Source organism: Pseudomonas sp. PVC-3-1 (genome assembly GCF_057444315.1).
Window position 1 is genome coordinate 3,467,902 of sequence record NZ_CM172023.1, and the last position, 19,471, is coordinate 3,487,372.

Annotated in this window: 21 protein-coding genes; 5 read left to right on the forward strand and 16 right to left on the reverse strand. The window is 66.8% G+C overall.

The window, feature by feature from the left end; all coding sequences use genetic code 11:
• Window positions 1-160 precede the first annotated feature (160 nt).
• On the reverse strand, window positions 161-1,447 hold the full coding sequence (locus AC2T4A_RS16300) for an OprD family porin (protein ID WP_486741186.1): 1,287 nt from the start codon (window positions 1,445-1,447) through the stop codon (window positions 161-163).
• Between the two features lie 194 nt (window positions 1,448-1,641).
• Here AC2T4A_RS16300 and AC2T4A_RS16305 point away from each other — a divergent pair, with 194 nt between their 5' ends.
• Window positions 1,642-1,932: a DUF6021 family protein gene (locus tag AC2T4A_RS16305; RefSeq protein WP_478378137.1), complete on the forward strand. Its 291-nt coding sequence runs from the start codon at window positions 1,642-1,644 to the stop codon at window positions 1,930-1,932.
• 187 nt (window positions 1,933-2,119) lie between these two features.
• Here the strand turns inward: AC2T4A_RS16305 and phnX are convergent, their stop codons facing one another.
• From phnX to phnD, 7 genes are all read right to left on the reverse strand, one after another.
• Window positions 2,120-2,947, reverse strand: a complete 828-nt coding sequence (gene phnX / locus AC2T4A_RS16310) for a phosphonoacetaldehyde hydrolase (protein WP_486741187.1) — start codon at window positions 2,945-2,947, stop codon at window positions 2,120-2,122.
• A 102-nt stretch (window positions 2,948-3,049) separates the two neighbouring features.
• Window positions 3,050-3,910 carry a LysR substrate-binding domain-containing protein gene (locus AC2T4A_RS16315; RefSeq protein WP_416748145.1) on the reverse strand — a complete coding sequence of 287 codons (861 nt, stop codon included), beginning with the start codon at window positions 3,908-3,910 and terminating at the stop codon, window positions 3,050-3,052.
• A 56-nt stretch (window positions 3,911-3,966) separates the two neighbouring features.
• Complete coding sequence (locus AC2T4A_RS16320) at window positions 3,967-5,262, reverse strand: MFS transporter (protein ID WP_478378140.1); 1,296 nt, start codon at window positions 5,260-5,262, stop codon at window positions 3,967-3,969.
• A 127-nt stretch (window positions 5,263-5,389) separates the two neighbouring features.
• Window positions 5,390-6,478 carry an iron-containing alcohol dehydrogenase PsrA gene (gene psrA, locus AC2T4A_RS16325; RefSeq protein WP_486741188.1) on the reverse strand — a complete coding sequence of 363 codons (1,089 nt, stop codon included), beginning with the start codon at window positions 6,476-6,478 and terminating at the stop codon, window positions 5,390-5,392.
• A 214-nt stretch (window positions 6,479-6,692) separates the two neighbouring features.
• Entirely contained in the window at window positions 6,693-7,511 is an 819-nt protein-coding gene (phnE, locus tag AC2T4A_RS16330; RefSeq protein WP_486741189.1) for a phosphonate ABC transporter, permease protein PhnE, read from the reverse strand.
• Window positions 7,508-8,308 (reverse strand): phosphonate ABC transporter ATP-binding protein, encoded by an 801-nt coding sequence (phnC, locus tag AC2T4A_RS16335; RefSeq protein ID WP_486741190.1) that lies wholly within the window; start codon window positions 8,306-8,308, stop codon window positions 7,508-7,510. Before phnC ends, phnE begins: the two co-directional genes overlap by 4 nt.
• Complete coding sequence (gene phnD / locus AC2T4A_RS16340) at window positions 8,305-9,177, reverse strand: phosphonate ABC transporter substrate-binding protein (RefSeq protein ID WP_486741191.1); 873 nt, start codon at window positions 9,175-9,177, stop codon at window positions 8,305-8,307. The genes phnC and phnD overlap by 4 nt, the downstream gene beginning before the upstream one ends.
• A gap of 111 nt (window positions 9,178-9,288) precedes the next feature.
• Here phnD and AC2T4A_RS16345 point away from each other — a divergent pair, with 111 nt between their 5' ends.
• The 3 genes from AC2T4A_RS16345 to AC2T4A_RS16355 all read left to right on the forward strand — a co-directional run bounded on the left by AC2T4A_RS16345 (window position 9,289) and on the right by AC2T4A_RS16355 (window position 12,330).
• Window positions 9,289-10,146, forward strand: coding sequence for a LysR substrate-binding domain-containing protein (locus tag AC2T4A_RS16345; protein WP_486741192.1), 858 nt, complete (start codon window positions 9,289-9,291; stop codon window positions 10,144-10,146).
• Window positions 10,147-10,232: 86 nt separating this feature from the next.
• On the forward strand, window positions 10,233-11,360 hold the full coding sequence (locus tag AC2T4A_RS16350) for an MFS transporter (protein WP_416748131.1): 1,128 nt from the start codon (window positions 10,233-10,235) through the stop codon (window positions 11,358-11,360).
• An 82-nt stretch (window positions 11,361-11,442) separates the two neighbouring features.
• Window positions 11,443-12,330: a sterol desaturase family protein gene (locus AC2T4A_RS16355; protein ID WP_486741193.1), complete on the forward strand. Its 888-nt coding sequence runs from the start codon at window positions 11,443-11,445 to the stop codon at window positions 12,328-12,330.
• On the opposite strand, the gene AC2T4A_RS16360 is transcribed toward AC2T4A_RS16355, so the two are convergent.
• From AC2T4A_RS16360 to AC2T4A_RS16370, 3 genes are all read right to left on the reverse strand, one after another.
• Window positions 12,319-13,002 (reverse strand): helix-turn-helix domain-containing protein, encoded by a 684-nt coding sequence (locus tag AC2T4A_RS16360; RefSeq protein WP_486743688.1) that lies wholly within the window; start codon window positions 13,000-13,002, stop codon window positions 12,319-12,321. The two genes, AC2T4A_RS16355 and AC2T4A_RS16360, sit on opposite strands and share 12 nt — an antisense overlap.
• Complete coding sequence (locus AC2T4A_RS16365; protein ID WP_486741194.1) at window positions 12,989-13,549, reverse strand: GNAT family N-acetyltransferase; 561 nt, start codon at window positions 13,547-13,549, stop codon at window positions 12,989-12,991. Before AC2T4A_RS16365 ends, AC2T4A_RS16360 begins: the two co-directional genes overlap by 14 nt.
• A 90-nt stretch (window positions 13,550-13,639) precedes the next feature.
• A complete protein-coding gene (locus AC2T4A_RS16370) occupies window positions 13,640-14,530 on the reverse strand; it encodes a LysR family transcriptional regulator (protein WP_486741195.1) in 891 nt (296 codons plus the stop codon).
• A gap of 170 nt (window positions 14,531-14,700) precedes the next feature.
• Here AC2T4A_RS16370 and AC2T4A_RS16375 point away from each other — a divergent pair, with 170 nt between their 5' ends.
• Window positions 14,701-15,690, forward strand: a complete 990-nt coding sequence (locus tag AC2T4A_RS16375) for a zinc-dependent alcohol dehydrogenase family protein (RefSeq protein WP_478378148.1) — start codon at window positions 14,701-14,703, stop codon at window positions 15,688-15,690.
• Between the two features lie 65 nt (window positions 15,691-15,755).
• Here the strand turns inward: AC2T4A_RS16375 and AC2T4A_RS16380 are convergent, their stop codons facing one another.
• The 5 genes from AC2T4A_RS16380 to AC2T4A_RS16400 all read right to left on the reverse strand — a co-directional run bounded on the left by AC2T4A_RS16380 (window position 15,756) and on the right by AC2T4A_RS16400 (window position 19,384).
• Window positions 15,756-16,685, reverse strand: coding sequence for a LysR family transcriptional regulator (locus AC2T4A_RS16380; RefSeq protein ID WP_486741196.1), 930 nt, complete (start codon window positions 16,683-16,685; stop codon window positions 15,756-15,758).
• A 49-nt stretch (window positions 16,686-16,734) separates the two neighbouring features.
• Window positions 16,735-17,709 (reverse strand): quinone oxidoreductase family protein, encoded by a 975-nt coding sequence (locus AC2T4A_RS16385; RefSeq protein WP_478378150.1) that lies wholly within the window; start codon window positions 17,707-17,709, stop codon window positions 16,735-16,737.
• A gap of 116 nt (window positions 17,710-17,825) precedes the next feature.
• Window positions 17,826-18,170 (reverse strand): VOC family protein, encoded by a 345-nt coding sequence (locus tag AC2T4A_RS16390; RefSeq protein WP_416748115.1) that lies wholly within the window; start codon window positions 18,168-18,170, stop codon window positions 17,826-17,828.
• Between the two features lie 55 nt (window positions 18,171-18,225).
• On the reverse strand, window positions 18,226-18,636 hold the full coding sequence (locus AC2T4A_RS16395; protein WP_416748113.1) for a hypothetical protein: 411 nt from the start codon (window positions 18,634-18,636) through the stop codon (window positions 18,226-18,228).
• Between the two features lie 94 nt (window positions 18,637-18,730).
• Complete coding sequence (locus AC2T4A_RS16400; RefSeq protein ID WP_486741197.1) at window positions 18,731-19,384, reverse strand: hypothetical protein; 654 nt, start codon at window positions 19,382-19,384, stop codon at window positions 18,731-18,733.
• Window positions 19,385-19,471 lie beyond the last annotated feature (87 nt).

Here is a 19,471-nt window from a genome sequence, read left to right on the forward strand (position 1 = left end):
TGGCACGATCTGCTCCCTCTCCCTTCAGGGAGAGGGCGGGGGAGAGGGCAGTCCTGGGCACTGATTTTCAGCAGAAGACAGTTTCTCCCGCGAGATACCTCCGCGCCTGGGTTGGCCCTCACCCTCACCCTTATGTCATGGGCTAGCGAAAGCTCGGGCCTCAGAGAATCGAGAAGTTGTAGCTGGCGATCAGGCGTACTTCGTCTACGTCGCGCGCCGATTGTTCGTAGTTGGTGCGGTAGGTGGCGTTGCGCAGGCGCAGGCTGAGGTCCTTGAAGGTTCCGCTTTGGATGACGTACTTGAACTCCACGTCGCGCTCCCATTCCTTGCCTTCGTCGCCATTGGCCAGGGCGATGTGGTCGCCGTTGACGTAGCGGGTCATGAAACTCAGGCCGGGCACGCCGACGCTTTTCAGGTCGAAGTCGTAGCGCAGTTGCCAGGAGCGCTCCTGGGCGTTGGCGAAGTCGTTCACCTGCACATAGTTGGCGAGGTAGGGGTTGCTGCCGTCGAGGTAGGGCATGGAGCTGTCGCCGCTCATGCGCTGCCAGCCGGCGCTGAGGGTGTGGCCGCCCTGGGCATAGGACAGCAGCAGGCTCAGCGCGCGGTTGTCGATTTCGCCGGCGCGGGCCGAGCCGTCGTCGTCGCTGTCGAACCAGCGCAGGTCGGCGGTGACTTTGCCGGCACCCACCGCCTGTTTGCCAACCACGCCGACGTAGCGCTGGCGGTAGACGTTCTCCAGCCCGCCCTGGGCGTATTGCAGCAGCAGTTGGTCACTGATCTGGTAGTCGGCCTGGTAGGAGTCGAAGCGGTTGCCGGTGGTGTCGCAGGGGTAGCGCTTGTTCTTGCAGTTCAGGCGTACGTCCTGGGCGTCGGTGGAGTCGCGCGCGGTGTAGCGTTCCAGCCGCGTGGCGGTGAGCTTGAGGTGGGCGATTTCTTCGCTGGTCAGCTGCGCGCCGTGGAACATGTTGGGCAGCAGGCGGCCGTCGTTGTACTTGAGCAGCGGCATGTCCGGCAGCATCGCGCCGTACTTGAACTGGGTGTGGGAGACGCGCAGTTTGCCGGTGACGCCAGCCTTGGCGTACTGGTCTGCGGAGTGGCGCGGGTCATGGCCGCTGGAGGGCAGCAGGCCGCTGTTGCTGTCGGCGGGGCTGGAGTCGAGCTTGACGCCGAGCATGGCGAGGGCGTCGACGCCGAAGCCGACAGTGCCTTCGGTATAGCCCGACTGCACATTCAGGATGAAGCCCTGCGCGGTTTCCTCGCGCTTGGAGGCGCCCTGCGGGTTGGATGAGCTGCCATCGCGGAAATCGCGGTTGAAGTAGAAGGTGCGCGATTCCAGGCGCGCGCTGCTGTCCTCCAGGAAATCGGCACTGGCCGGGGCGGCGATGCCGCCTAGCAGGGCAAGGGCGCTCAGGCGAGTGAGCGGGCTGGAGGAGAGGGGCGAGGGCATGCGGTGACTCCGGGGCGCTAAAAAAGCGCGCGAAGGTGTCACAGATGAGCGGGTGGGTCTTTGCGACCATGGTCTAGATCGCGGGTTGCGCGCCTCGACGAACCCGCAGGCGGTACCGTCCGGCAATCGGCTGAAACCTTCCGCGCGGCACCGCGTCAACCGCGATGCCATTGCCCGAACCGCTGGAGGTGAGCATGAAAGGTCACGGTGAAATCAGACAACGCCCCTCGGTCGCGCCCGAGCGCTGGCCGTCGCAGTCAGGCCCCGGCGACCAGCGCGGGCTGCCCGGCTATCCCAAGCGCGAAGGCCCGCCTGGCGGGTCGCGCAAGGTGGACCCGGAGCTGGGCTTCGACCCGGATTCGCCGGACCTGGCCGATCCGCAGATTGACCCGCCGCATCCACCCCATGCACCGCAGGACGGCCCCGACCCGCAGAAGCAGCGGCGTGTGCCAGGCGACCGCTATCCGCCGTATTCGCGGCAGTAAGCCAGAGCAGACTGTTTTCCCTCAGGGAGAGAGGGGCGGGACGTCACCGCGCCGATATGCCCGAAGACAGCTTCGTTTCATTGGGCACGGCACTTCCCTGTAGGAGCGAGCTTGCTCGCGAACCGGCTTCCACGACGTGGTTGGTTCTCGAGCAAGCGGGCTCCTACGAAAAGCGCGGGTCCGCTCGTCAGCAGCTCTGCGGCATTTCTCCCCGCGCCAGTCGTGCATTGATATCGGCGATCACCGCCGGCAGTTCGGCAATGGTGTCGATCAGGTAGTGCGGACGCGAGCCTTCGAACATCTGGCCGATGCGTTGGCGTTCCTGTTCCAGCTTCTGTGCCGGCAACGCCTTGTACTGCTCATAGGTCAGGCCCAGGGCGTTGCCCGAGCAGGTCAGCGCCACGGTCCACATGCCGGCGCTGCGGCCCTCGAGGATGCCCGGCCAGGTATCGTCGACCTTCACGCAGGCCGCGACGTCGCTGATGCCCAGGGCGATGACGTTGGCCAGCGCCTGCGCCGGGTGCGGCCGACCATTGGGCACTTCATCGGTGGCGACGACATGGTCGGCGATGTAGCCGTTGGTCTTCGCCAGGGCGACGACCTTTTCCATGACCACCGCCGGGTAGCCGGAGCAGGAACCGATCTTGAGTCCCTGTTTGCGCAGCGTGTCAATCGCGTCCAGCGCGCCGGGGATCAGTGCCGAGTGCTCGGCGATCTTCTCGATCTGCAGCGGCATGAAGCGTTCGTAGATGGCGGTGACGTCGTCGTCGGTAGGCAGATGACCGAACGCCGCGCGGTAGCGCTCGCCGATGGCGGGGATGTCGCACAGGGTGCGGATGTGGTCCCACTTGCCCATGCCCATCGGGCCGCGGGCTTCTTCCAGGCTGACCTGCACGCCGAATTCGGCGAAGGCTTCGACGAAGATCTGGGTCGGCGCGAAGGAGCCGAAATCGACCACGGTGCCGGCCCAGTCGAGGATGGCGGCCTGCAGTTGCTGGGGTTGCTGGTAATGCATGGTGGTGCTCCTGTGAGGGGATTCTGGGTGAAATGCAGGGTGAGCGCGGCCCGCCCGCTTTCGTGGCGGGCTCGCGGTTTCAGGGGTTGTTCGGCGTGACGATCAGACTGTGGAGTCGAACAGCTCGGCGATGATCGGCCGCTTGCGGCGGATGCCCAGGCAGCACAGGTAGTAGTCGATGTGGAACGGGTCCTCGGCGAAGGCGATGGAGCGCGTGCCGGGCCGGTCGGCGTACTCCACCGCGGAGACGAAGCCGACCCCGATGCCGTGCACCACCGCATGGACGATGGCCTCGCGGCTGTTCAGCTGCATGGCGCAGTCCAGTTCCACACCGTGCTGCCGGCAGCCTTCCTCCACCTGCTGGCGGGTGCGCGAGGCCGGCTCGCGCAGCACCACACGTTCCTTCGCGATCTCCTGCACGCTGACCGATGCCTGCTGCGCCCACGGATGGTCGTCGCGCACCACCGCGAGGATCGGGCAGGTGCGGTACAGCTGCGTGCTCAGGCGCTGGTCGAACTCCGAGAGGGCGAGGATCGCCACGTCGATGTCGAAGTTGTACAGCCGCTCCAGGGTGCCAGCCTCGCTGGTGAAGGAAGTTTCCAGCTCGATGTCGGGGTAGCGCTGCATCAGCGAGTAGGTCAGGCTCATGGCGATCGGCGGCGACACTGCGCCGAGGCGCAACATGCCCTGCTTGCGCTGCTGGAAGCTCTGCAGCAGTTGCAAGGCTTCGTCCTCCTGGCCGAACAGGCCCTGGGTGATCGCGTAGAGCTGCTCCCCAGCCGGGCTCAGCTCGATGAAGCGCCCCCTCCGGTGGAACAGCTCCACCGAGAAGCGCTTCTCCAGGCCGCTGACCTGCTCGCTGATGGTCGGCTGGCCGACGCTCAGCAGCGTCGCCGCCTGGGTGAAGCTGCCGGTGCGGGCCACGGCATGAAAGGAGCGCAACCACTTGTGGTACTGGTACATGAGTTCTCTTTATCAGCAGGAAGTCTTTCAGGAGGGCTTGCCGCATGGCCGTGCCCTCAGCGCCGGACGAACAGGGCGACCACCGCGCTGCATACGCAGGCCGTGGTGACCACGATGAAGATCAGTGAAGTATTGCCCGTCGTGTCCAGCATGCGACCGATCAGGGGTTCGGCCAGACCCGCGAAGAGATAGGACGAGAAATTCATGATCCCCGTTGCGGTGCCAGCGCGGCGCGCGCCGACCAGGTCCGGGCAGAGCGCCCAGAAGCTCGACGCCGGGCCGTAGACGAAGAAGCCGCAGAGGAACAGCGCGAGCAGGCCGATGCCGCTGTGCGCTGGCAGGCTCCACATCCATAGGCTGGTGAGTGCGCCGAGCACCATGTAGAGCACGATGGCGCGGTAGCGCTTGCTGCCGAACAGGCGATCGGACACCCAGCCGTTGCTCAGCGCGCCCACGGCCATGCCGACCGGCAGGGCGATGGTGATCCACTTCGGGTCGATGAAGCTCTGGCCCTTCTGCCAGTCGGCGCCGAGGAAGTGCACCGGCACCCAGACGATCAGCCCGTAGCGCGCGGCGTTCTGGAAGCCCAGCGAAAGCGCCGCCACCAGCAGCCGCGGGTTCTTCAGCACGGCGAGGTAGCGCTGGGTCGAGGTTTCCTCTTCACCGTGGGCCGCTTCGCTGGAGCGGTCCTCGGCGTTCGCCACGCCGGTGTCGGCCAGTGGCTCGAAGCCCATGTCCTGCGGGCGTTCGCGGGCCACGAGGTAGAACACGATGCCGCCGGCGAGCATCAGCAATACCGGCAGGCGGAAGATCCAGCGCCATTCCAGGTGCAGGACGTCGATCACCACCACCGAGGTGACGTACGACAGCACCGAAGCGCAGCCGGCAGCGAACACATAGAAGCCGTAGACCTTGCCGCGCTCGGCGGCGCTCCACCAGTTCGACAGCAGGCGGCTGCCCGGCGCCCAGCCCAGGGCCTGGAAGTAGCCGTTGATGCCCCACGGCAGGATCAGGCTGCCGAAGCCGCCGGCGAAACTGGTGACCCAGTTGGCGCCGCAGGACAGCACCGCGCCCAGGCTCATGATGCGCCGGCCGCCGAACTTGTCGGCGAGGTTGCCGTTGATGGCCTGGCCGATGGCGTACATCCAGAGCATCGCGCTGGAGGCCCAGCCGAGGGTTTCCTTGCTCAGGCCGAACTCGGCCTGGATACCGGGGATGGCGAAGCCGAAGGTCTGGCGGCCGGTATAGAAGAACAGGTAGCAGAACATCGCGGCGAGCAGCATGCGCCACTGCGCCACGCGGAAGGGCGACACGGATGACTCAAGGCCAGGCAGGGTTTGTGCACGGTTCATGGCGGTTTTCCTTCTTGTTCGCTCGCGCCGGCGCAAGGCTCGGCGTGTCGGCACTCTTCTTCGGTGCAATAGGTTTTCGGTGCAACAGGAAAAGGCGGCAGCCAGGGCCGCCCGGTAAAGGACGACCTCAGGCGGCTTGCGAGCCGATGAAGTTGCGGCCGCGTGCGCCCTGCATGGCGAAATCGATCATCGCTTCGGCCTCGGCGGTCGTGACGCCATAGTCGCCGAACTCGGTCTTGACCCCGAGGCGATGGAGGAATTCACGCAGGCGCTGCTGGGCGCCGTTGAGGTCGCTGCCGAAGACGCGTTGCAGCACGCGGTCGCGGTCGGCGTCGCGGCCCCAGGCCAGGCCCAGCACCAGTGGCAGGGTAAAGGAGCAGGCGATGCCATGGGGTAGGCCGTGGCGCAGGGTCATCTCGTAGGAGATGGAGTGGGCCAGCGCGGTCTTGGTGTTGGAGAAGGCCATGCCGGCCTTCAGCGCGGCCAGCGCCATGCGCGAGCGCAGTTCGCGGCTGGAAAGGTCCTGCTGCAGGCGCGGCAGGCAGTCGAGGATGTCTTCGATGGCGGAGACGGCAAAGGTGTCGGAGATTGGGTTGGCGTTGTGGTTCCAGATCGATTCCAGCGCGTGGGACAGCGCGTCCAGCCCGGTGGATACGGTCACCCCGGCGGGCACGCTGAGCATCAGGTCCGGGTCGATCAGTGCCATTTTCGGCCAGGTGCAGTCCAGGTGCAGGGAGTATTTCTTCTGTTGCTGCGCGTCCCAGATGGTGGCCCAGGGCGTCACTTCGCTGCCGGTGCCGGCGGTGGTCGGCGCGGCGATCAGTGTCTTGTGCCGGGCCGGGACGAAGGGCTTGCCGGCGGCCAGCAGGTCGAGCAGCTCGTCGAAACGGCCGGACGCGGTGCCGACGATCAGCGCCTTGGCGGTGTCGATGGCGCTGCCGCCGCCGAGGGCGAAGACGGTGTTGCAATCGGCTGCTTCACGCCAGAAACGCTCATGCACATCGCGCAGCCAGGCCACGTCAGGGTTGGGTTGCACGTCGTCGATGACGTAGGCCAGGCGTTCGCCCAGCAGGTGGCGGACGCGCTCGATCAAGCCCAGTTGTGCGGCTTCGGGGAAAGTCACCAGGGCGACCTTGCCGTCGCACAGCTCGGCGATGTGGTCCAGGCTGCCGCCGCCGAAAACGGTGGCGACCGGATTATGGAATCGGGCAGGCATGGGCAGTTCCTTGTTGTTGTTTGAACGTGCGGCCATGCTCGGGGCCTCGTCGGTTTCGTTCCAATCGATTGATCGCAGGTGGGCATCGGCCAGACCGATAACGGCGGGTGCGGGCATCTTGCAGTAACTCCGGGCGTGAGCCTGCCCGGCGCGCGCCCGGAAGGCGCACGTGGCGGGAGGTTGTGGCGTGAGAAGGGGCTGGGGAGGGGCGCGCTCAGTGCCGCCCGTTACCCTGGATGGCGTGGCGCAGGCGGTTGGAGAGCAGGTCGGCGAGCACCACCATGACCGTGATGACGACGATGCAGGTGGCGGTCTCCTGGTACTTGAACAGCTTCAGGCTGCTCACCAGCTCGAAACCCAGGCCGCCGGCGCCGACCATGCCGAGCACGGTAGCCGAGCGCAGGTTGACCTCGAAGCGGTAGAGCACCACGGCGATCCAGGCGGTGATCACTTGCGGCAGCACACCGAACACGATGACCTGCAAGGGCCGCGCACCGGTGGCCTGCAGCGCCTCGATGGGGCCCTGGTCGATCTCCTCGATGCTCCCGGCGAAGAACTTGCCGAGCATGCCCACGCCGTGCAGCGCCAGGGCCAGTACACCGGGGAAGGGACCCAGGCCCACGGCGGAGACGAATACCAGGGCGAGGATCAGCTCGTTGATGCTGCGGATGACGTTGAGCAGTTGTCGCGTAGCCAGGTAGAGCCAGCGGTTGCCGTGCAGATTGCGGGCGGCGAGGAAGCCCAGCGGCACGGCGAGCACGATGCCCAGCAGCGTACCCCAGAGGGCAATCTGCAAGGTTTCCAGCGCCGGCCCCCAGAGGCTCGGCAGGATGCTCAGGTCCGGCGGCAGCGAGCGGCTGAGGAAGTCGCCGATCTGCGGCAGGCCGCTGGCCAGTTCGCTCCAGCTCAACTGGGCGCCCTCGGCGCTCCAGTGCAGCAGGTAGAGCACTGCCAGCACGGCGGCGCCGGTGGTCAGCCAGCCGCGTTTGGTGTGGGGCGTGTCGACCATCCAGTGGTGGCTGCGCAGGTTCATGCTCCGGCTCCTGTTTCGCTGGCGTAGACCGCGCGGGCGGCCGCCTGGTAAGCGGTCGCCTCGCTGCTTGGGCGTTGCTGGTAGATGCGCCGCAGGGCCGAGTCATCCAGCTGCTCGCGGGTGCCGTCGAACACCAGGCGGCCGTTGGCCAGGCCGACGATGCGGTCGCCGAATTCCCGCGCCAGGTCCACCTGGTGCAGGTTGCACACCACGGTGATGCCCAGGGTGCGGCTGGCTTCGCGCAGGTAGTGCATGACCAGCTGCGCGGTTTTCGGGTCGAGGCTGGCGACCGGCTCGTCGGCGAGGATCACCTGCGGCCGCTGGGCCAGCGCGCGGGCGATGCCCACGCGCTGCATCTGCCCGCCGGAGAGTGAATCAGTGCGTGCCTCGGCCTTGTGCTCCAGCTCCACCCGACGCAGGCATTCGCGGGCCAGGGCGACATCGTCGCGACTGAACAGTTGCAGCACCGAGGCGAGGGTGCCGACGCACCCCAGGCGCCCGGTGAGCACGTTCTTCAGCACCGACAGGCGCGGTACCACGTTGTGGTGCTGGAAGATCATCGCCACTCGCCGGCGCAGTTCGCGGGTGTCGCGGGCCTGCATGGCGTCTACGCCGGCCACCTGCAATTCGCCGCCGTCGGCCTGCGCCAGGCGGTTCATGCAGCGCAGCAGGGTGGATTTGCCGGCGCCGGACTGACCGAGGATCACCACGAACTCGCCGGCCTCGATGCGCAGGTCGATCCCGCGCAGTACCGGGTTGTCGCCGTAGCCCTTGGTCAGTTGGGCGACGCGGATCATTTCAGGCTCCGCAGGTCGAGGTCGAGCACCTGGGCGGTGTCGCGCACGACGTTGTAGGCGGCATCATTGGTCGGCTGGAAGCCATTGAGCATGCCCTGGTCGCCCCACGGCACGTCCTTGATCGAGGCGAACGCGGCAACCAGTTTCTTCTGCAGCTGCGGGTCGAGATTCTTGCGCCAGACCATGGGCGATTCGGGGATGTCGTCGGATTTCCACACGACCTGGAAGTCGTCCTGCTGCACCTGGCCCGAACTGACGGCACCGGCGAGGATGCGGTCGGCCACGGCGGCGGCATCCACCTTGCGGTTCTCCACGGCGAGGATGCTGGCGTCGTGGGAGCCGGAGAAGATCACCCGCGAGAACAGCGCCTTCGGGTCATGCCCGGACTGCTCCAGGCCCGCCTTGGGGAACAGGTGGCCGGAGGCCGAGCTGGGGTCGACGAAGGCGAAGGTGTGGCCCTTGAGGTCGTCCAGGCTGCGGATGCCGCTGTCCTTCCGGGCGATGATCAGGCTGTGGTAGGCACTTGTACCGGTCTTCTTGGTCACCGCCACGGCGAAGGCGTCGGCGCCGGCCACCTTGTTCGCCAGCACGTAGGAGAACGGCCCGAGGTAGGCGACATCCAGCTTGCCGGCGCGCAGGGCTTCGATCACGCCGTTGTAGTCGGTGGCCACGAAAGGCTTCACCGGCATGCCCAGGCGTTCCTGCAACTGGTCGAGCACCAGTTGGCTGCTCTTGATCATGGCCTGGGAATCCTCGGAGGGGATCAGGCCGACGGTAAGGACGTCCTGTGCCTGGGCGGCGGGCAGCAGGGCGGAGGCGAAGGCGAGCGGCAACACGGCGAAGCGGAACAGTCTGGTCAGCGAAGTCATGGCGTTACCCGGAGGTTATGTTCGGTAGCGCCAACGCTAGGGCTGTCATGTGACAGTCACGCCATCAAATCAATATGGGTTTGCACGCAAATCCATTGATAGGAGCTATGGATGTCCACTGCCCGCCTGCGCACCTTCCTCGCCGTGGCTCGCCACGCCAGCTTCAGTGCCGGCGCTCGGGCCATCGGCCTCAGCCAGCCGACGGCGACCACGCAGGTCCAGGGCCTGGAGCGTGAGTTCAACGTCGAGCTGTTCCACCGCCGTGGCCGTCGCATCGAGCTGACCGCCGTGGGCCGCGCCTTGCTGCCCATTGCCCAGCAGATGTCGATGCTCGAATCCGAGGCGACCAACCTGCTGCGCGACTCCGGCCAGCTCAACCGGGGGCAACTGAAGGTCGGCGCAGTAGGGCCGTTTCATGTGATCGAGATGGTCGACCTGTATCGCCGCGACTACCCGCAGATCGACGTGTCGATCCGCATCGGCAACTCCGCCTCGGTGCTCGCCGACCTGGAGAACTACGTCACCGATGTCGGCGTGCTGGCCGGGCTGCATGACGATCCGGCCTTTGTCGCGCAGCTGTACGCGCGGCACCCGGTGATCCTCTTCGCTCACGTCGACCATCCGTTCGCGCGCCACGACGAAGTCCGCCTGCAAGCCTTGCAGGGCCAGCCTCTGCTGCGTCGCGAGCAGGGCTCGACCACGCGCGTGGCGCTGGAGCAGGAGCTGGACAAGGCCGACGTCACGCCGCGTATCGCCATGGAGATCGGCAGTCGCGAAGCCCTGCGCGAGGCGGCGATCCGCGGCATCGGCATCGGCGTGGTATCCGAGGCGGAGTACATCGCCGACCCGCGCCTGAAGGTCATCCGCATCAGCGGCGACCCGGTGTGCACCGAGACCTACCTGTACTTCCTTGCCGAGCGCCGCAGCAGCCAGGTGATCGCGTCCTTCCTGCGCACACTCGCGCGATAGCACAGCTGCCGGCGCGGGCGTAAGGCTTGTCCTGCGGGGCGGGGCGCGGGTTATCCTGCGGCCCCCGTCGTTGTCACGAGGCTGTCATGTCGTCCGCTTCCGCGCCTGCCCTGCTGCGGGCCGACCGAGATTCGCGCAACTCCGCCCAGGTGCTCGGCCTGTGCCTGCCCGCCGACGTGCTGCTCTACCTGCTGCTGCCGATGTACGCGGCGGATTTTGGCGTGACCCTGGTGGAAGCGGGCATCCTGCTGGCGGCGAATCGACTGGTGCGCATCGTCGGCTATGGTTGGGTGGTGCGTTTCTACGCCCGCCATGGCGATCGAGCTGCCTGCAGCCTTGCCGCGCTGGCGACGGCGGCCTGCGCGCTGGCCTCGGCGACCCTCTCCGGGTTTGCCGTGCTGTTGGTGTTTCGCCTGGTCTGGGGCCTGTGCTTCGCCACGTTCAACCTGAGCACCCAGACCCTCGCTACCGCCGAAGCCCAAGGCGCCGCGCGGCGCGCCGGGCGTTCGCGGGCGACCCTGTCCATCGGGCCGATGCTGGCGCTGCCGCTGGGGGCTGTAATGGCGCAGTCCTTCGGACCGCGCAGCGTGTTTTTCGTGCTCTGCGTGGCAGCCCTGTGCGGCCTCTGGCGCGCCCGCGCGCTGCCCGCCAAAGGACATGAAATCCCCATCAGCAGCGGCCGCCGCCTGCGCCTGCCGGACAGCATTGCCACCTGGTCCTTCATCGAAGGCGTGACCCTGGACGGCCTGTTCGTCTTTGGCCTGTCGCTCTACGCGCAGAACCACCTGGGTGCTACCGGCGTGCTGGTGGCGGGCATCCTGATGGCGGTGCGCTACCTCAGCGAGATGCTCTTCAGCCCGTTTGGCGGGCGCCTGGCGGATCGCTTCGGCGCGTTGCGCATGCTGGTGGTGCTGTCCCTGGCTACCTCGCTGGCGTTGCTGATGTTCGGCAGCTACTGGCTGTTCATCGGAGCCTTCTTCGTGCTGGTGCTGCGCGCGCTTCAACTGCCGCTGGTGGTGACGCTGGTGGCGCAACGCAACCCGCAGGCGCGCATCCAGGCGCTGGCCGGCAATGCGGTGTGGCGCGATATCGGCGCCGGGCTGGGGCCGATCCTCGCCGGCGTGCTGCTGCCGCAGGTGCCGGCGCTCTGGGCGTACGCCGGCGCGGCACTGATTCTGGCGCTCAGCGCCCTGGGTTGTGCCTGGCGCCGATGAGCCGGTAGATGCGCAGATTGTTCAAGCGCGGCTGACGGCGCGGCGGGAACACTGGCGGCTCCCACTGCACTGGAGTTGCCCCATGCGATACCTCTACGCCCCCACGTTCTTCTTCGGCTTCATTGGCCTGGCTCTCTATCTGGTCGGTGAAGGCGTATCGCTGCTCTGCCTGCCGGCGCTGTTGCCATTGGCGATCCTGCTGGCCTTCCTCGCCGAACGGCTCTGGCCCTGTCGAACGGGTTGGAACGCGAGCCACGGTGATGGCGTTCGCGACTTCATCCATGCGCTGGTCAACGAGACGCTGAACGCTCTGGGCATTGCAGCTATTGCGTTGATGGCCCGGTGGCTGCCGCATTTCGACCTGTGGCCAATGGATTGGCCGCTGGCGCTGCAACTGTTCGCAGCGCTGTTGATCGCTGACCTGGGCATCACCCTGGTGCACTACGCCAGCCACCGTTCGCCGCTGTTGTGGCGACTGCATGCGGTGCACCACAGCGTCACGCGCATGTATGGGTTCAATGGGCTGATGAAGCACCCGCTGCACCAGATGCTTGAAGCCCTCGGCGGTACGCTGCCATTGCTGTTGCTGGGTATTCCCGTGGAGGTTGCCGCGTTGCTGGCATTCGCCATCGCCATCCAGTTGCTGCTGCAGCACAGCAACGTCGACATGCGCATCGGTGCGCTGCGCCATGTGTTTGCCTGGGCGCCGCTGCATCGCCTGCATCATCTGAAATACGGCACGGCGGGCGACGTGAATTTCGCGCTGTTCTTCAGCTTCTGGGATCGCCTGCTGGGCACTGCGTTGTATCTGCCGGACTACGAATTGGCCGAGGACGACCTGGGCATCGGTGACCGCCCCGACTACCCGGTGGCCTACATCGCGCAGCTCGCCGAGCCGTTCCACCGCGCTGCTGCTGCGCATTCGCCAGCGCCATTGCCGACGGAGCTGCGCCGCGCGCTAGTCGAGTAGATGCAACCTCAGCTGGCGCAGCGTCAGGTCGGCGCGGATGCCGAACTGGCTGCGCACGCTGCGGGAAAAATGCGCGGAATCGGCGAAGCCCGCGGCGATGGCGGCGTCGGTCAGGCTGTCGCCGGCCATGGCCAGCCGCAGTGCCTGGCGCAACCGCTGCCAGAGCACCAGGCGGCGTACCGACAGGCCGAGCGTACCGCTGAACAGCCGCTCCAGTTGGCTCAGCGAGAGCGAGGCTTCCTCGGCCAGGGCCTGGGCGGGCAGGGCGCTGTCGTCCAGCGCGCGGATGCGTTGCAGGGCCTTCTCCAGGCGTGGGTCGAGCTGTCGGCGCGGCAGTTCGTTCAGGCGTGTCGTCAGCGATTGCAGGTTCGGCCCGGCCTGTCGACAAACACTCTCCAGATCGGCCAACGCAAAGGCCAGCGGCTCGGCGAACAGGGTGACCGTGTGCTGGTCGCTGTCGAGTATCGCGTGGCGCTGGTTGGAGGCGATGACCAGCAGCGAATCCTGCTGCGGCTGGTCGTCGATCAGTGCCTTTACCTCGCCCTCGCGAGCCATCAGTACTTGATGCGCGTAGTGTGCGTGGGGTCGCGCATGGCCGGTGGTGCCGGCGACGAGGCAGAAGTCCGCGCCCAGCCAGAGCTCGCCTTGCCAGGCCTGTTCAGTCGGCTGCATGGCGTGCCAGCCACTCTTCACGGGTCATTTCCCAGGTTTCCCGAGGGAGGACACCACTGACGAAGTGGCCTTGGTCGCAGGCCACCAGGCGCATGCCTTCGCGTTCGGAGATGCGCCGCGAGCCTTGGTTGACGATGGCCTTGGGCACCTGCATCCGCGGCCGTCCCAGCGTCACGAACCAGAAGCGGCTCACTGCCTCGCAGGCCTCGCTCATGTAGCCCTGGCCCTGCCAGGCGGGTGCCAGCCAGAAGCCGCGATGGTTGCCGGGCTGGTCATAGAGCGAAATGCTGCCGATGGCGCTGTATGGCTCGCTGGCGAGGCGAATCATCCAGTGCCATTCCTCGCCACGTGCCATGGCCGGCAGTACCATGTCACGCACGTAGACCAGAGCGCCATCGGCCGGGTAGGGCCAGGGCACACGGCTGTCCAGGTAACGCACCACGTCCCAGTGCGGAAACAGGCACTGGATGATCTCGGCGTCGGCCAGCTTCACCGGCGTGAGCAGCAGGCGTTGGGTGCGCAGGGTGGGTGGGCTGTGGCTATCCATGTCGGCTCCTGATTCTTCCGGGACAGTCTGCCGTTTTCCGACAGTCGCTGGCCAGCCTTGCGCAAGGCCGGCCTGCACTGGCGCACAGCCCTAGTTCGGTCGCCCGAAAGCGGCGATGGCGAAGTCGAGGAAACTACGCAGCTTGGGCGTCAGACGCCGGTCCGGGGCATAGAGCATGTGCATGGGCGAGGTCGGCACGCTGTACTGCGGCAGCAACTGCACCAGGGTGCCACTGCGCAATGCATCGCCGACCAGCTCCTGTGGCTGCAGCACCACGCCCAATCCGGCAATGGCGGCCGCCAGCAGCGGGTCGCCCTGATTGATCGTCAAACGGCTTGTAATCGGCACCTCGATGCGTCCGTCCGGGCCGTCGAAGGTCCAGCTGGATCGGCCATCGGAAAAGGCGAAACCCAGGCACTCGTGCTGGCTCAGCTCCTCCGGTGTGCGAATCGCTGGGCGCCGTGCGAGGTACGCCGGCGCGGCGCACAGCACGAGCCGGTAGGGCATCAGCGGCACGGCCTTGAGGCGGCTGTCGGCCAACTCGCCGATGCGGAACACCACGTCATAACCGTCGTTGACCAGGTCCACCAGCTCGTTGGACAGCGTCAGGTCCACCGACACCTGCGGGTAGCGCACCATGTACTCCAGCAGGCGCGGTGACAGGGTGCGCATGCCAAAGGTGACAGGGGCATTGATCCGCAAACGTCCGCTGGGTGTGCCGCGGGTGACGGCGGCGAGATTCTCCGCGGCCTCCATGTCCGCCAGGATCAGCTTGGCGCGCTGGTAGAAGGCCCGGCCGAAGTCGGTGAGGCTCTGCCGCCGGGTGGTTCGGTTGAGCAGCGACAGGCCCAGATGCTGCTCAAGCATCTTCACCTGCTTGCCCACCAGTTGGGAGGACATCTGCAACTCCTCGGCGGCGGCGCTGAAGGAGCCCAGTTCAACCGCCTTGACGAAGACGGCCATCTGTTCGAAGCGGTCCATTGCAAACTCTGTGTTTCAAGTGTGTGGCCATCCTAGGTCTTTATCCGGTGCGGGCCAACGCCTAGATTTTCCCCCATGTCGCGGACGGTCGAGCACCGCTCCGGGGACTTTCTACACTCCCATTCCGGCCGGCGTTTCCGTCCCGGCCTCCGATCGAGAAGAGGTTTGCCATGGCTCGCATTGTCAGAATCCACCAATACGGTGACGCCAGCGTCCTTAAGCTGGAGGCGGTGGATGTACCCGCCCCGGCAGCGGACGAGGTGCAGATCGCGGTCAAGGCCATCGGCCTGAATCGCGCCGAAGTGATGTTCCGCAACCACGCCTACCTGCAGGAAGCCGAGTTCCCCAGCCGCCTGGGCTACGAGGCCGCCGGCGTGGTGAGCGCGGTGGGCAGTGCGGTGAAGGACGTCGCGGTGGGCGATGCGGTGAGCCTGATCCCGCCGCTGGACATCGCCCGCTGGGGCACCTACGGCGAGGTGGCCAACGTACCGGCGTACCTGGTGGTGAAGCACCCGCGCAACCTCAGCTTCGAGCAGGCTGCCGCGTCCTGGATGCAGTACGTCACCGCCTGGGGCGCGCTGGTGGAGCAGGCAAAGCTGTCGAAGGGCGAGTTCGTGCTGGTCACCGCCGCATCCAGCAGCGTGGGCCTCGCGGCCTTCCAGATCGCCCGCATGGTCGGTGCCACGTCCATCGCAGTGACCCGCACCCAGGCGAAGAAACAGGCATTGCTGGAGGCCGGTGCCGATCACGTGATCGTCAGCGACGATGAGGACATCGTCGAGAGAGTAATGGCACTGACCGGCGGGCAGGGCGCCCGCGTGGTGTTCGACCCCATCGGCGGCCCCGGTTTCGAGGTGTTGACCCAGGCCATGGCGCGTGGCGGCATTCTTCTCGAGTACGGTGCGCTAAGCCCCGAGCCGACGCCGTTCCCGCTGTTCACCGTGCTGGGCAAGAGCCTGACGCTGAAGGGTTACCTCTACGCCGAGATCGTTGCCGACCCGGCGGCACTGGAGCGCGCCAAGGCGTTCATCGTCAAGGGGCTGGAGTCCGGTGCGCTGAGCCCGGTGATTGCGCGGACCTTCCCGCTGGAGCAGATCCAGGACGCGCACCGCTTCCTCGAGGCCAACCAGCAGGTGGGCAAGATAGTCGTCACGGTCTGACGCGGGCGGGCAACAAGCCGGCGCCCGGCAGTTGATGCCGGGCGTCTGTTGCTGCATTCAGCGGATCAGCCTTTGCGCTGCTCCCAAGGCGCGCCGTCGGCGAACTGTTCCTCGATCCATGTCTTGAATACTTCGCTGGCGGCCGAGTTGTAGCGCGCCGATGGGCGCACGAAATAGATGCCGGCCGCGGTGTCTAGTTGCCAGCCCGGCAGCACGCGCACCAGCCGACCGGCGTCGAGGTCATGCTGCATCAGCCACTCGCCGCCAGCGAGGATGCCCACGCCCAGGCGCGCCGCGGAGAGCAGCGCTTCGTTGTCGTTGCTGTGCAGGTTGCCGCTGACACGGACTGTCTGCTGCCGGTTGCCGTTGGCCAGCTTCCAGTCCGGCCAGGAGTGCAGGCCGGTAAAACCCAGGCAGTTGTGGCTGGCCAGCTCCGCCGGGGCTTGTGGGGTACCGTGGCGTTCGAGGTAGGCGGGTGCCGCGCAGAGGATGCGCCGCAAATCGCAGAGCCGCCGCGCCAGCAGGCGGCTGTCGGCCAGTTCACCGATGCGGATGGCGGCGTCGAAGCCTTCGGCGACGATGTCGACGAAGCGCTCCGAGTATTCCACCTCCAGCGTCACCTGCGGGTGCTCGAGGACGAAGCGCGAGAGGATCGGGCTCAGCCACAGCCGACCCATGGCAGCCGGCACGGCGAGCTTCAGGCGGCCCTGGACCAGGGCTGCGCTGCGGCTGGCTTCGTCCTGGGCCTCGGCGATCAGGCTGGCGGCCCGGCGCAGGCGCTCGACCAGCCGCTGGCCTTCGTCGGTGAAGCGCAGTTGTCGGGTGGTGCGCTCCACCAGCCGCACACCCAGGCGTTGCTCCAGTGCGCCGAGGCGCTTGGACAGTACCGACGGGTGGCGCTGCAGGGCGCGGCCGGCGGCGGCGAAGGAGCCGTGCTCGGCCAGCGCCAGGAGGGTGGCGAGTTCGTCGGCCTGGCGACTATCGAACAGATCCATAAGGCTCCCAATTCGGCGAATCCGCCAGGGCGGCGGCTGGCGGTGTCGGTCATGGCGTGAGTACGAGGGCCCCTTCGGAGCGGCCTTCGTGCAGGTCGGCGTGGGCCCGGGCGACGTCCGCCAGCGGGTAACGGCGCCACACGCGAGGCTGGATGATACCGTCCGCGACGGCTTGCAGGACGTCCTCCGCGCGCTGCTGGTATTCCTCGGCCGTGGCGGTGTGCGCGGCGAGCGATGGGCGGGTGAGGAACAGCGAGCCCTTGGCGTTCAGCGTGGCGACTTCCACCGCTGGCGGTGCACCGGAAGCCATGCCGAAGCTCACCAGCAGGCCGCGCGGGCGCAGGCAGTCCAGCGAGGCTTCGAAAGTGGTGCGGCCGATGGGGTCATAGACTACGTCGACCTTCTGCCCGTCGGTAATTTCCCGCACCTGCTCCGCCAGCGTTTGCGCATCGAACACCAGCACCGCGTCGCAACCGGCGGCGCGGGCGCGCTCGATGCTCTGTGGCTTCGATACCACGCCGATGACGAAGGCGCCCAGGTGCCTGGCCCAGGGCGCCATCAGTTGTCCCAGCGCGCCGGCTGCGCCATAGATCAACACACGTGAACCGGGGCCGACCGGCCAGGTGGACTTGAGCAGATACTGCGCGGTGATGCCCTTGAACAGCACGGCGGCGGCGTCTTCGAAGCTGACGGAGTCTGGCAGCTTCACCAGGCGCTGCGCCGGGTACAGCCGAGCGCTGGCGTAAGCGCCGAGCGGGCCGGTGGCGTAGGCGACGCGATCGCCGACCTGCACATTGGTCACGCCTTCACCGATGGCCGCCACGGTGCCTGCGCCTTCCAGGCCGAGCGAGGAGGGCAGCGGCACCTTCACTGCGCCGGAGCGCTGGCTGAGGTCCAGCGGGTTGACGCCGATGGCGGCCTGTTCCAGCCACACTTCGCCGGGGCCGGGCTGCTGCGCTTGGGCCGGTACGAGCTGGAGCACGTCGGGGCCGCCGAAAGTTTCGAGGAGTACGCGGGTGATCATGGTGTTGTCCCTGGCTGGAAGGTGTTGCCCGCCAGTCTAGGGACAGGATTCTGCTGCGCCAGACGGGGATCGTGCAGGACATAGCTGCATGGCATGCAGCAATCGTACGCTCTGGATCAGGCGCCGCTCAGTTGGGCAAATGCCAGGTGGTAGCCATTGCAGTCGCGTACGCCGAATTCGCGCGAGCCATAGGGCATGTCCTGCAGCGGCCAGGCGATCTGCGCCTGGTCTTTCACTGCGGCGTAATAGCGCGCGACGTCGGCCAGTTGCAGGTAGACCGTGCCGGAGCAACCCGCTTCGCGCTCCCAGAGGTCCTGGGCAGTGAAGAGCAGGCGGCAGTCTTCCAGTTGCACGGTAAGCGTGCCTTGTGCGGAGTCGCTTACGGTGAAGCCGAGGGTGTCGCGGTAATGCTCGCGGGTGAGGTCCAGATCGTGGCAGCGCAGTAGCAGGGTGAGCGGCATGGGGACTCCAGGTGTGGGCGTGGAGTCGTGATCATGGCATGAGTGGGCGATGCCATCAGCGAAGAATCACCCGCAGCAGGGCGACCAGCGCTGCGCCGAACAGCGGCGAGATCCAGATGCCGAACGTCTGCAGGATGAATTGCCGGGCATAGGCCAGCAGCTCCATGTCAGGGGACGGCACGCCCAGGCTATGCCGGCAATAACCCAGCACGGCAACGATGAAGCAGGTGCCAGCGAGGACCCCGGTCGCTCGCCACACCGGCCCGCGTTCGCTGGCGTAGGACAGCAGGGCGCCACAGAGTGTGCCGCTGGTGGCCACCAGGATCTCGAAGCTGAATTCCGGCTCGGGGAACCAATGGTTTCCGTTCAGCCCTATGGCATTGCCGATCTGCCAGCCGGCGAGGCTGCCCAGGATCAACGCCATGGCGAGCCATGGGATATAGCGCACGACCGGACTGCTCTGCATGGGGAGGCACCCCTCAGAATTCACGATGATGGCAAAAGAGCAGTATAGCGAGCACCCTGGAATTCGCCGGCTTGCCGATGGATGGTGCAAACAGTCACTTGCGCAGGATGTAGACCCGCACGCCGTCCACGCCGGGGATGATGTTGTAGTGGCGGATCTGCGAGAAGCCCAGGCGCTGGAACTCCCGCTCCAGGGCGCGAGCGCTGGCGAAGTCCGGGCCGCCGGGATGGGGCTCGGAGCCGCAGGGGCAGGCCTGGTCCGCCGCCAGGGTGGGGCTGGAATGGTCGATGCGGGCGAACAGGATCACGCTGTCGCGGGTGATGGATATCCACTGGTTCAGCAGCCGGATGTTCTGCCGGTTGCAGGCGGTAGGGGGGATTTCCGGAAGCAGCAGGCAATCCACCGAGCCCTTGCGCAGCTCGGCGTTCTCCTGCGGCGCGGGCAGTTCGCGGATGCGCCGTTTCATCGCCTCGGGGAGCTTCTGGTGGGCTTGCTCGAGCGAATCCGGGGACGGGCAGGTCGCCACGATGATGCGGTTGTTGTGTTCCAGCAGCACCGGCCAGTTGGTGCCGGGGCACTGCGAGACCTCCAGCATCAGGATCGGCTCTTCGGCGATGCGCAGGGCCAGGCGCAGCAGGCGCTTCTGCCGCCATTGGCGAATCCGCAGGCGAAGCCCGCCGCTGAACGAGCTGCCGGAGTGGGCATCGTGGTCGTGGGGGGAGGCGAACAGGCGTTGGGGTTCGTTCATGGGCGCGGACTCGTCAGTTACCGCCATTGTCGAATCGCGCGATCAAGGTCTCGTCAAGGACATGTGAAAAAGACGTGGAGCGGAACT